This window comes from Streptomyces sp. NPDC033229 (assembly GCF_055576875.1).
The window spans coordinates 357,925-369,618 of the sequence record NZ_JBVIQR010000001.1; the positions used below are offsets into that span (position 1 = coordinate 357,925).

An 11,694-nucleotide genomic window follows, 5' to 3' on the forward strand; every position below is an offset into this window, starting at 1 on the left:
CGGTATTCCAGGAGGCATTCGATGGCCATCAAGCCACCCCGCTGGTATTTCTCACTGCGCAGCCCGTACTCATGGCTCGCGTTCCGTGACCTCACCGAACGGTACCCGGATGTCGCGGACGCCATCGAATGGCGTCCGTACTGGGAGCCGGACGAGGTCAGCAACCGGCTGCTCGAACAGGAGGGCGTCCAGCTTCCGTACGTCCCCATGTCCAAGGAGAAGCACTTCTACATCCTCCAGGACGTCAAGCGGCTGAGCACCGAACGGGGTCTGCAGGTCGCCTGGCCCATCGACAAGGACCCCAACTGGGCGGTCTCCCACCTCGGTTATCTGGTGGCGGAGGACGAGGGCCGAGGCCGCGACTACATCGCGGCGGTCAGCAGGGCCCGCTGGGAGCTGGGCCTCGACATCGCGGACCGCAAGGTCATCGCCGCCGTCGCCGAGGAGCTGGGCCTGGACCCGGACCGGGTGGCGAACGCGGTGGACGACGAGCGGCTGCGGGCACGCGGTCTCGACATCCTCCGCGAGATGGAGCGGGACGGGGTGTTCGGCGTGCCTTTCTTCATCCACCGACGCGACAAGTTCTGGGGAATCGACCGGCTCCCCGCCTTTGTCGAGACGGTCCGTGCCGCCCGGGCCGTCGCCGCAACCACCTCTACGACCCGCACGGAAGGAACCGAATCATGAGCAACCCCTTCGAGGACGACAACGCCAGCTACTTCGTTCTGGTCAACGACGAGAACCAGCACTCCCTGTGGCCCGCCTTCGCCGAGATCCCGGCCGGCTGGACGACCGTCTTCGGCCAGGACACGCGCGCCGCCTGCCTGGAGTACGTCGAGCAGAACTGGACCGACATGCGCCCGAAGAGCCTCGCCCGGGCCATGGGCTGATCGTCCACCCCCAAGCTGCGGGGCCCCGCGTCGAAACCCCCGACGACGCCGGGCCCCGCACCGTTTTTGGCAGCTTGCTGCTACCCGTCTTGTTCCTGGTTCCAGCGGGCTGTTAGAAGAATTCAGAAGAATTCAAGAACACCATCCGCATCCATTGAGGAATATGCATGACGATAGCGACCGTCGTCCTCGCGGCGGCCAGTTTCGCGCTGTTCCTGATCGTCTTCCCGGTGCTGGCGCGGCGGCTGCTCGGGGTGCGGGTGGGAGTCATCCGCACCTTCCTGACCGGAGCCGTCACCTTCGGCGGAGTCCTGGTGTTCAGCACCGTCATCCGGACGCCGGAGCGCGGCGGGCTGCTGATGGGCGTACAGATGGGCTGCGCCCTGCTGCTCGGCATGGGATTCCTGGCCGTGACGGACATGGTCTTTCCCAGCGACGCGGCCGGACCGGCCGTCGGGTGGTTGCGCGCGCTGCGCTCCCGTGTCGCCAGGGCCCGTAGATACGCGCAGATCAGCGGCATTGTGGTGCGGCACGGGCTGCGACCGTATTTGCGCGGGCGGGGCATCGACCGCGGCGGCAGTGAGGCCGCGGGCGCCGGCCGTGCCACCGCCCTGCTGGCCAGGCCGCTGCGGCTGGCGCTGGAAGAGGGCGGCCCGACCTTCGTCAAGCTCGGCCAGGTGCTGGCGACCCGCCACGACCTGCTGCCGCCCGCCTTCATCAGCGAGCTGAGCCGGCTGCACTACCAGGTGCCGCCGGAGCCCGCGGAGCGCATAGCCCAGCAGCTGCACGCCGAGTTCGGGAGGCCGCCGGAGGAGGTGTTCGCCTCGTACGACCCCGAGCCGTTGGCCGCGGCCTCCATCGCGCAGGTCCACCTGGCCCGGCTCCACTCCGGGGAGCGGGTCGTGGTCAAGGTCCAGCGCCCCGGCGTGCGGCCCGGTGTCGAGCGGGACCTGGACATCATCCGACGGATCGCGCGACTGCTGGAGACCCGCGCGCACTGGGCCCGCACCCTGGGCGTGATCGAGCTGGCCGAAGGGTTCTCGGCGTCCGTACGGGAAGAGCTCGACTTCCGGATCGAGGCACGGAACCTGACCACCGTCCGGGCCGCGTGGGAACAGCGCAAGGCCGACACCTCGGTGGTCATCCCGGACACCCATGAGGAACTGAGCGGCGAACTGGTCCTGGTGCTCGAGGAGTTGCCCGGCAAGCCCATCAGTGCCGACGACGCCCTCGCCGACGCCTCGCCGGCCGCTCAGGCCGACCTGGCGCGGGCACTGCTCGGCAATCTGCTGACCCAGATACTCTCCGACGGCACCTTCCACGCGGACCCGCACCCCGGCAACATCCTGCTGCTCGACGACGGCCGGGTGGGCCTGGTCGACTTCGGCTCCGTCGGCCGACTCGACGGCCAGGTGCGGACCGCACTGCGGCGCTTCCTCATGGCGGTGGACCACGCCGACTCGGCGGCCCTGTGCGATGCCCTGCTGGACCTGGTGACCCGGCCGGAGGAAATCGACGAACAAGGCCTGGAGCGGTCACTGGGCCGCTTCATGGCCCGCCACTTCACGCCCGGCGCCGTACCGGACGTCAAGGTCTTCGTGGATCTGTTCCGGGTCGTGTCCCAGCACGGCCTGGGCATCCCGCCCGAGGTGGCCGCGGTCTTCCGGGCGCTGGCGACCCTGGAGGGCACCCTGGCCCGGCTGTCACCGGGCTTCGACATCGTGGCGGAGTCACGCGGCTGGGCCGTGCGGCAGTTCACGGGCCAGACCGGTTACGCGTCCGCCGGGTCCGCGACCCAGAACGAGCTGTACTCCGCGCTCTCCGTGCTGCGCCGGCTGCCACGCCGGCTGGACCGGGTCACCAGCGCGCTGGAGGCCGGGCGGCTCGCGGTCAACGTACGGCTGTTCGCCGACAGCCGTGACCGCCGCTACTTCCGTGCGCTCGTCCACGAGATCCTGCTCACCTGTCTCGCGGCGACCCTCGGTCTGATGGCGGTGATCCTGCTCCACACCACCGGCGGGCCGATGGTCACCCGGTCGATCCGGCTCTTCGAGATGCTCGGCTACCACCTGCTGGTCATCAGCGGTGTGCTGTGCCTGCGGATCGTCTTCGCCATCTTCCGGGCCCAACGCTGAGCGCGAGGCCTACGGCCTGTCCGGCGGATCTTCGGCTGCGGGTCCGTCGTTGCCGCCTCTCGCCTGACCGGCGGGCCTTCGACTGCCGACCGCTGTGCCCCCTGCGCCGGCGAGCGCCCTGCGGGCGCGTCCTCAAGCGCCGGACGGGCTGCTGTGCTGTGTCCTCAAACGCCGGACGGGCTGGTTTGGGCACAGCGGTGGTGCGTCTCTACGCCCCGTCGGACACGACCTCGCGCCCCCGGCCGCATCCGGACCGGGGGCGCGAGGTGTCGCGGAGGTGTTCGGCGTCACCACACCACGGGCAGGGACTCCAGCGGGCGCACCACCATGTTCTGCACATAGCGCAGTTCGGAGGGATCCACGGCCGGCCGGGCGTCCGGGAACCGCTCGAAGAAGCGGCGCGCCGCCACCTCCGTCATCAGCTTGGCCAGATGCGCGCCCGAGCAGTAGTGGATGCCGTGGCCGAAGCTGAGGTGGGCGGGCTTGGGGCGCTTGAGGTCCAGCTCGTCGGGGCGTTCCGGGAACGGGCACCGGTCCCGGTTGGTCGACATAGCGGAAATGATCACGATCTCGTCGGCGGGAATGGTGACCCCGCCGATCTCCACCGGCTCCAGGGTGACCCGCTGGAGCGTATTGGCGATGGGGCTGACGTAGCGGATCAGCTCGTCCATCTCCGCCATCCACCGGCCGGGTGCCGCCAGCAGCTCGGCGCGCTCCGCCGGGTGGGTGAGGAGCGTGCGCAGCACTCCGCCGATCAGGCTGGCGGTGGTGTCGTTGCCGCCCGTCATCAGCGCGAAGCTGGTGGAGAGGATCTCCGTACCGGACAACCGGCGGTCGGGCTCCGCCTGGAGGAGGGCGGAGATCAAGTCGTCGCCCGGCTCCCGCTCCTTCTCCGCGATGAGCGCCGACATATAGGCGGACAGCTCCTTCACCGTGCGGTCCGCGGCGGGGTCGGTCGGGTCGGTCGCCCGCAACTCCGTCGACCAGCGCAGGAAGTCCGGCCAGGCGGTGGCCGGCACACCCATCAGCGTGGCGATGACGATCACCGGCAGCGGATCGGCGTAGTCGGCGATGAGATCGGCGCCCGCCTTCCCGGCCAGCTGGTCCAGGAGCTCGTCCGCGACCGCCTCGATGTGCGGGCGCAGGGCGTCCGCCCGGCGCGGAGTGAAGGCCGAGCTGATGGCCTTGCGCAGCGGTGTGTGCCGCGGCGGTTCCAGGTTCGCCAGATGGTTGGCGTGCTCCGGCGGAGGCGTGAGCGCGGTCCCGGTCAGCTTGGAAAGCAGCTTGTAGTGGGTGTGGATGTCGCGGCTGAGCCGCGGATCGGCGAGAGCGGCCTTGGCGTCCTCGTGCCGGGTCACCACCCAGGCATGGCCCGCTCCGGGGATGGAGAGTTTGCAGACCGGCTGCTCCGTACGGACCCGCTCCAGAACCGGATACGGGTTCTGGGTGAAGTCATCGGTGAGCATCCAGTACTTGGAGAGTTTCGGCTGTTGCGTCATGTCTTCCTTCTCGACCGGGGTTCGCTCGTCGGAGGGTCAGGCCGGCCGTAGGTGATCGCCGGGGCGGAAGGCCATCACCATCTGCCCGACGGACATCACCGGGCCCGCGCCGCTGCGGCTCTCGCCCTCGAAGATCACCGAGTCGCCGAGCGACCGGGACAGTGTGATGCGGTGTTCCACCACGTCGCCGGGGAGTACAGGGCGGTGGAAGACCGCCTGCGACACGGAGCCGAACAGCATCACCTGGCTGCGGGCGTCCGGCGCGGCCGCCGAGGCGAGCAGCCCGGCGGCCTGGCCCCAGGACTCCACCAGCAGCGAGGCCGGGTAGGCGAGGTCCTGGCCGGGGGCGAGCCCCGCGTACCAGGGCTCGTTGTGCGTGACGGTCTTGACCACGGTGATCCGCTCGCCCGGGACAAGTGCGGTGATCCGGTCGACCAGCAGCATCGGATACCGGTGCGGCAGCAGGCTCGCCACCTCGGGCAGCTCCGCTTCCCCGCCCGCCCGGGTGGCCACGGGAGGAGCACCAGCGCCGGCGTCCGGCGGCTGCGGGGCACTGCCCGCGGCGCGGTACCGCAGCCGGACGGACGCGGCGGCGCCGCGCTCGGTGGTGGCGGTGGCCGACAGCCGCCAGTCGCCGTCCTTCCGGCGCCACTTCAGCGCGAAGTCCAGGACGTCGCCGGGGAACGCCGGCCCGGTGAACCGGGCCGACTCCACGGCCACCAGCTCGACCGGCTCCGGGGCCGTGGCCAGCGCGCCGCGGTGCGCGCAGTCGACCACGCACACCCCGGGGAAGATCGGGAAGTCCGGGTAGTGGCCGGCGAACACCGGCTCGTCGGGGGAGACGGTGAACCGTGTCGCCGCGCTCCCGTCGCCCCCCCGGGGGGAGACGACGGACACCCGTCCGGCCACCGGGCTGATGCCGGAGTCCCGGGTCAGGGTGGCGGTCATGACGCCGCCAGCCGCAGCACCGCGCAGGACAGCGAGCCGTCCCGGTCGACGGAGGTCGCCACCGCGAGCCGGCCGGCCGCCTCGGCGTCACCGTCGGCGGTGGCCAGCAGCATCGCGATCTGGAACGCGCCGGAGGCGGCCGAGACATCGCCGAGCGTGCCCACGCCCGGCACCCGCTCCAGGGCCCGGTCGCCCACGACGGAGGCCAGCACCTCGCGCTCCACCACACCGGCCGCGCCGGGGGCCTCGCTGTGACTGGCCGCCCACACCTCCTCGGCCGCGCCGCCGGACGCGGCGAGAGCGGACCGTACACAGGCCTCCAGCGTCACCCGCAGATCGTCCCCGAACGCCACCCGCGACTCGACCGCCAGGATCTCGGCGAGCGCGGGACGCTCCGGGCTGCACGCGTCGGCGGGCTGGATCAGCAGCATCGCGCAGCCCTCGCCGAGCGCCGGATCCTCTCCACCGGACTCCCTGCTGTGCCGCTCCAGCCAGTAGCGGGCCGAGGAGAACTCCTCCGCCGCGCCGCACAGCACCGACTCGGCCCGCCCGGACGACAGCAGCCGCGTCGCGTAGTTCACCGCCGACAGGCTGGCCGTCCGGCCGCCCGCGAGGGTGGTGTTGGGCCCACGCATGCCGTACCAGATCGCGCACTGGCCCGCCGCGCAGTTCATCACCGCGTTCGGCATCTGCGCCGGGTCGACGTCGAACGGCCGCGCCCCCACCAGAGAGCTGCGGGTGAAGTCCATCATGCTGGCGACGCTGCCCGTCGTGGTGCCCAGCACCAGCGCGGCCCGGTCCCCGGTCTCCCGGTCCCGGTCGGCCTGCGGCTGCTCCAGCAGGGCGCCCACGGTGGTCACCGCGAGCCCGGTCACCCGGTCCATGGAACGGGTGCCCTTCTTCCCCAGCACCTCGCGGACCTCGAAGCCCGGCACCAGATGGGCGTCACCCGCCGGCACCCGCCAGCGCTCGGTGTCCACCGGCGCGGACGTCGCCCGCCCCTCCCGCAGCCCCTCGGTCAGGGCGCGGGCGCCGATGCCGTACGGGGAGACGGCCGACCATGCCGAGATCACCGGCCGGGACGTGGTCACGGCGCTCATGCGTCCACCCGCTTCGGGGTGCTCAGCGCGGAGACCGTCGCCTCGTCGAACGTCGCCATCGACCACTCGTTGGGGGCGTGCTCGGTGAGATAGCCGTGGGTGATGGTGCCGGTCACGGTCCGCACCAGCTCGCCGTCACGGATGACGTAGCAGTCCATCCGCGCGGTGTAGAGAAGGCTCTTGAAGACGTTCTCGATGGTGTAGACGGTGTAGAGCTCCTCCTCCATCAGCGTCTCGTCGAGCAGCCGCAGCTCCGACTGGGTGACGACCGGGATCCAGTTCCGGGTGTCCAGAACCTCCTTGATGGCGAGGCCCCGGGAGGCGAGGAAGAGGTCCTCGACCTCCTCCATCACCCGCAGGAAGCCCGACATCTGCACCCGGTCGTTGAAGTGGCAGTAGAAGTAGGGCATCCGCCAGCGCCAGCCGAAGGCGTTGTCCTCACCGATCAGCTCGTCGAGCACCGGGTCCGAACCGACGGTGCCGCGGCCCTCGACCAGACTCCCGTACGGGCTCGGGGTCGCGGCCAGCTCCAGCCGGTCCCCGGTGCCCAGGGTGCGCACGGCGAACCGCTCCAGACCTGCCGGGTAGGCCTCGGAAGCGGCGATGTGGTCGTCGATCCGCAGCGCCACCCGCACCGTGGACGTGGCGCACTTCAGGCGCTCCCCGTCCCGCTCGACGAACTGCGCGACCTTGAAGGTGAACTCGGTGGCGCCGTCCTTCGTCGCCGGGGTGACCTCCGCCTCCACCTCGTCGTCGACGTCCAGCAGCGCACCGAGCCGGGAGCGCAGCTCCACGACCTCGAAGCCCAGGCCGAAGCGCTTGTACATCGAGCCGACGGACAGCCCCGCCGCGCGGAAGTGGCTCAGGACGGCCGCTTCCGCGACGTAGTTGATGTGCTTGAAGCCGATCGCGAAGCTGATGTTGTTGCCCTCGAAGACGGGGCGCAGCCGGGTCGTGGTCGGGTTGTCCAGCAGCGCCGCCACAGCGGGATCGAGCACCGGGCTCATCGCTGACTCCTTCAGTTCGGTCATGGTCGGTTCGGTTTTCTCGGTGATTTCTTCGGGTTCGTGTTCAGGCGGCCGGGCTGAGCCGGGCCGGTACGCGGTCGAGGAACGCGTGCACCGCCTCGACGAAGGCGCGCGGCCGGTCGAGCATCGGGAAGTGGCCGCCCTCGGGCCAGATCAGCGCCTCGCCCGCGGGCAGGTCCGCGGCCAGCTGCCGGGCCTCGGCGACGGGCGCGGTGACGTCCTGCTCCGCGCCGATCACCAGAGCGGGCACGGTGATCAGATCCAGCCGCAGCCGCGGCGAGTTGAGATAGGCGTCGAAGAACCGCAGCCACCCGTAGGGGCCGATCCACTCGCAGAGCCTGCGCGCCATGTCGGCCCGCAGGTCCGGCTGCACGGGCCGGTCCCCGGCCTGCAGCCGGATGGCCTCCGACATGGTCTCGGGGAAGCTGTCCAGCAGCGGCGCGATCATGTTCCAGTGGAAGTCGCCCGGATCCCGCCGGTAGAACGGCGTCACCACGACCACCCCCGCCATCCCGGGCCGCTCGCCCGCCAGCGCACGGCGGGCGAGCAGCTCCAGCAGGGGCAGCGCGGTGAACGAGTGGGCGACCACCAGATCCGGGCCGCCGGGCACGGCGGAAAGGATCTCCGCGAGCCGGCCCGCCGAGTCGGTCTCGAAGCGCCAGGCGTCGATCCCGTCGCTGCGCCAGGGCAGATCGGGGGCGTGCACCCGCACATCGGCAGGAAAGTGCTCGTGGGTGCGCGACCAGATGGCACCGTTGTTGCCGAGCCCGTGCAGCAGCACGACCTGTCTCATGAGGACGGCCCGCGGGGGGTGAGGACGAGCCCGGCGGAGGGCGCACCGGCACCGCCGAGCAGTGCGTACACCGGCTCGGTGCGGCCCGTGGCGGCCCAGCCGGCGGCCGCCGCGCACTGCAGGACGCCCAGCGCGCCGGAGCACTCGCCCCAGCCGTGCAGAGCGAAGTGTTCCGCGCCGACCGGTACGAGCGCCGGGTCGTCGGTGAGCCACCCGGCGCCCCCGGGGGCCGTGCGCGTGAGCTCCTCCGCGCAGGCGGCGAGCGAGGTGGCACGGACCGCCGGACCGAGCGTGACCTTGGCCCGGGTGCTGTCGGCGGCCCGCCCGAGGACCACGGCCGCGCCGCCGTCCACGACGGGCCCGCCGACGAGCGTCCGCGTCACGTCGTTGTCGGGCTCCACGCCCAGGACGAGCATGTGGTCGGCGCGCCCGGACCGGACGGTCAGGGCCGCCCAGCGGACCGCGTCCAGACCGGAGGTGGCGCCGTTGCACACCGTCAGGTTCGGGCCGCGCAGATCGAAGCGGATCGCGGTCTCCGAGGCGGTGATGTTGCTGGAGGCGTTCGGGGTGTCCATCGGGCTGAGCCCGGTGGTGCCCTCCTTCGCGATGGTCGCGACCGCCCGGCAGACCGTGTCGGCGTTGCCGAGGTTGGTGCTGACGACGATGCCGACCCGCTCGCGGGGGACGGTGAGCCCGCCGTCGTCCAGCAGCCCCGCGTCGGTCAGCGCGGCCGACGCCAGGCACAGCCCGATCTGCGTGGCCCGGTCCTTGTAGCGCAGCCCCTTCTTGCCGATCAGGGCGGCGGGGTCGACGGGGTCCCCGCCGGGCACGGGGGGCCCGAGCAGCCCCTGGGGGTCGGTGAGTCCGGGCAGCAGCAGCCCCACACCGGTGATCGCGACGCTCATGCCGCACCCGCCACGATCGCCACGGCGTTGACGCCGCCGAACCCGAAAGCGTTGACCTGGGCGACCCCCACCGGCTCTGCCAGCGGGGTGTCGGTGACCAGTCGCAGCCCCTCGGCCTCCGGCAGCGGGTCGGCCAGGCTGGCGATCGGCGGTATCCGCCCCGACGTGATGGCGGACAGGGCCACCAGCAGGCTCATCAGTCCGGCCGAGCCGGACGTGTGGCCGATCTGCGACTTGATGCCGGTCAGGGCGGGCCGCGCGCCGGCGAAGACCTCGGCGGTCACCTTGGCCTCCATGAGGTCGTTGACGGGGGTCCCGGTGGCGTGCAGCAGCACCAGATCGATATCGCCCGGGGTGGCCTTCGCCGCCTCGTGGGCCTGCCGGATGGACGCCGTGATGCCCTCTCGGTCCGGCGCCGTGGGGTGCACGGCGTCGCAGTTGACGGCTACCGACCGCAGCCAGCCGCGCACCGGACGGCCCGGGGCCGCCTCCCGGCGCAGCACGACCGCGACCGCGCCCTCGCCGAGGATGGTGCCCTGCCGGTCCCGGTCGAACGGGCGCACGGTGGGCGGCGGGTCGAACTGCACCCGGTCGGCCTGGCCGAACATCGACTCGGTCACCGCGTCGCAGCCGGCCACGATGACCGTGTCGGTCTCGCCCTGCTCCAGCAGGTCCCAGCCCAGGGCCAGCGCGTACAGCGAGGCCGAGCAGGCGCCGGCGAACGTATGGGTGTCCAGCGCCCCGAACCGCTCCCGCAGCGCGGGGCCGAAGTCCAGGTCCGCGGCGTCGAAGGGGATGCCGTCGCGCCACCACAGCTCCAGCGACCGCAGCTCCCGAAGGCCCGTGCCGACCAGGACCGGCACGCCGCTGAGGTCCTCGCCGAGCCCGGCGTCCGCCGCGGCCTGCCGCACGGCCTCGACGAGGAAGCGGGTGGCCCGGCCGGGTTCGTCGCCCTCACCGGACCGGTCGTCGATCTCGAAGAGCTGCTGTGCCTTGAACTTTTCCCGGTCGAAGCCGCGCAGCGGGGCGAGCCCGCTGACGCCCGCGCACAGCCCGGCGAAGATCTCATCGGGGGTGTCCCCGATGCTCGCCACCGCACCGACCCCGGTGATCGGAAAACTCATGCCGCGTTCTCCCGGCTCTCCTGGCCTTCCTCGTATTTGCCGAGGATGACGATCGCGTTGTTGCCGCCGAACGCCAGACCGTTGTTCTGCACGATCCGCAGGTCCGCCTCGACGGCGTGGTTCGGCACGCAGTCGATCTCGCACTCGGGGTCGGTCTCGGTGTGGTTGATGGTCGGCGGGATGAAGCCGTGGGCGATGGCGAGCCCGCTGGCGATCGCGCCGAGCGCGCTCGCGGCGCCCATCGTGTGGCCGAGCATCGACTTCAGCGAGATCGTGCGCGGCGGGGCGGTGCCGAAGACGTCCCGGATGGCGCGCGCCTCGGTGATGTCGTTGGCCTTGGTGCCCGTGCCGTGCGCGGAGATCAGATCGACCTCCTCGGGCTTCACGCCGGCGTTCTTCAGCGCGATGTCCATGCAGCTCGCGACGCTGGCGCCGTTCGGGGCGACCTGGTGGTACGCGTCGCAGTTGAGTCCGTAGCCGAGCACCTCGGCGTAGATCGTGGCGCCGCGCGCCAGCGCCGAGTCCAGGCGCTCCAGGACCAGGACGCCCGCGCCCTCGCCGGTGAGGATGCCCTTGCGGTTGATGTCGAAGGGCTGGCAGCACTCCGGCGCGATGGTGCCCAGCCGGTAGAAGCCGGTGAAGGTCTTGCGGCACATCGCGTCGGCGCCGCCGCACAGCGCGAACTCCGCCTCGCCGGAACTCACCGCGTCGAAGCCGTACCCGATCGCGTAGTTGCCCGCCGAGCAGGCCGTCGCGATGGTCTGCGCCTCCACGTTCGTCAGCCCGAGCTCCTGGGCGATGGCCGTCGACAGCCGCACGGGGGACACCCGGCGGACGACCTCGGGGTCCATCCGCTCGGGCCCGTCGGCGAGTTCGACGGCCACCAGCTGGTCGAGCTCGTAGGACTCGCCGTCGGTGGTGCCCAGCGAGATCAGCCCGCGCCGGTCGGCGAGCTGCGCGGGCTCCAGGCCGGCGTCCTGGAGGGCCATCCGGGCCGCGCCGACCGCGAAGCGGCTCGCGCGGCCGAGAGAGGAAATGGGGGTGTTGTGCACCCACTGCTCGGGATCGAACGAGGAGACCTCACAGCCGTTGCTGTGCGCGAAGCCCTCGACGTCGAATATCGAGATGGGCTTCGCACCACTGCGGCCCGCCTTGAGGCTCTCGGTGAATTCGGCGGCACCGATACCGATGCTGGACACCACGCCGAATCCGGTGAGCACCACACGGTGCCTTTCCGGCGCACTGCCAGGACGTGTTGAAGACATAGCTTTC

At 71.6% G+C, this 11,694-nt stretch carries 11 protein-coding genes; 3 read left to right on the forward strand and 8 right to left on the reverse strand.

Annotation, left to right across the window (positions count from 1 at the left end):
• The first annotated feature begins 21 nt into the window (after positions 1-21).
• The 3 genes from ACZ53N_RS01515 (at position 22) to ACZ53N_RS01525 (ending at position 3,025) form a co-directional block, all read left to right on the forward strand.
• Positions 22-687 carry a DsbA family protein gene (locus tag ACZ53N_RS01515; protein WP_469138950.1) on the forward strand — a complete coding sequence of 222 codons (666 nt, stop codon included), beginning with the start codon at positions 22-24 and terminating at the stop codon, positions 685-687.
• Positions 684-890: an MbtH family protein gene (locus ACZ53N_RS01520; RefSeq protein ID WP_469138951.1), complete on the forward strand. Its 207-nt coding sequence runs from the start codon at positions 684-686 to the stop codon at positions 888-890. Before ACZ53N_RS01515 ends, ACZ53N_RS01520 begins: the two co-directional genes overlap by 4 nt.
• A 167-nt stretch (positions 891-1,057) precedes the next feature.
• Positions 1,058-3,025 (forward strand): ABC1 kinase family protein, encoded by a 1,968-nt coding sequence (locus tag ACZ53N_RS01525; protein ID WP_469138952.1) that lies wholly within the window; start codon positions 1,058-1,060, stop codon positions 3,023-3,025.
• 287 nt (positions 3,026-3,312) lie between these two features.
• Here the strand turns inward: ACZ53N_RS01525 and ACZ53N_RS01530 are convergent, their stop codons facing one another.
• From ACZ53N_RS01530 to ACZ53N_RS01565, 8 genes are read right to left on the reverse strand one after another with little or no spacing between them, the layout of a single operon-like run.
• Positions 3,313-4,524: a cytochrome P450 family protein gene (locus ACZ53N_RS01530; protein ID WP_469138953.1), complete on the reverse strand. Its 1,212-nt coding sequence runs from the start codon at positions 4,522-4,524 to the stop codon at positions 3,313-3,315.
• A 36-nt stretch (positions 4,525-4,560) separates the two neighbouring features.
• On the reverse strand, positions 4,561-5,472 hold the full coding sequence (locus ACZ53N_RS01535; RefSeq protein WP_469138954.1) for a 3-hydroxyacyl-ACP dehydratase FabZ family protein: 912 nt from the start codon (positions 5,470-5,472) through the stop codon (positions 4,561-4,563).
• Positions 5,469-6,572 (reverse strand): beta-ketoacyl synthase N-terminal-like domain-containing protein, encoded by a 1,104-nt coding sequence (locus tag ACZ53N_RS01540; RefSeq protein WP_469138955.1) that lies wholly within the window; start codon positions 6,570-6,572, stop codon positions 5,469-5,471. The genes ACZ53N_RS01535 and ACZ53N_RS01540 overlap by 4 nt, the downstream gene beginning before the upstream one ends.
• Complete coding sequence (locus ACZ53N_RS01545; RefSeq protein WP_469138956.1) at positions 6,569-7,603, reverse strand: hypothetical protein; 1,035 nt, start codon at positions 7,601-7,603, stop codon at positions 6,569-6,571. The genes ACZ53N_RS01540 and ACZ53N_RS01545 overlap by 4 nt, the downstream gene beginning before the upstream one ends.
• Positions 7,604-7,643: 40 nt before the next feature.
• On the reverse strand, positions 7,644-8,393 hold the full coding sequence (locus ACZ53N_RS01550) for an alpha/beta fold hydrolase (RefSeq protein WP_469138957.1): 750 nt from the start codon (positions 8,391-8,393) through the stop codon (positions 7,644-7,646).
• Positions 8,390-9,298, reverse strand: coding sequence for a beta-ketoacyl synthase N-terminal-like domain-containing protein (locus ACZ53N_RS01555; protein WP_469138958.1), 909 nt, complete (start codon positions 9,296-9,298; stop codon positions 8,390-8,392). The genes ACZ53N_RS01550 and ACZ53N_RS01555 overlap by 4 nt, the downstream gene beginning before the upstream one ends.
• The gene (locus ACZ53N_RS01560; protein ID WP_469138959.1) at positions 9,295-10,422 is read right to left on the reverse strand and encodes a beta-ketoacyl synthase N-terminal-like domain-containing protein; all 1,128 of its coding nucleotides are present in this window, start codon (positions 10,420-10,422) and stop codon (positions 9,295-9,297) included. Before ACZ53N_RS01560 ends, ACZ53N_RS01555 begins: the two co-directional genes overlap by 4 nt.
• Positions 10,419-11,687 carry a beta-ketoacyl-[acyl-carrier-protein] synthase family protein gene (locus ACZ53N_RS01565; protein WP_469138960.1) on the reverse strand — a complete coding sequence of 423 codons (1,269 nt, stop codon included), beginning with the start codon at positions 11,685-11,687 and terminating at the stop codon, positions 10,419-10,421. Before ACZ53N_RS01565 ends, ACZ53N_RS01560 begins: the two co-directional genes overlap by 4 nt.
• Positions 11,688-11,694 lie beyond the last annotated feature (7 nt).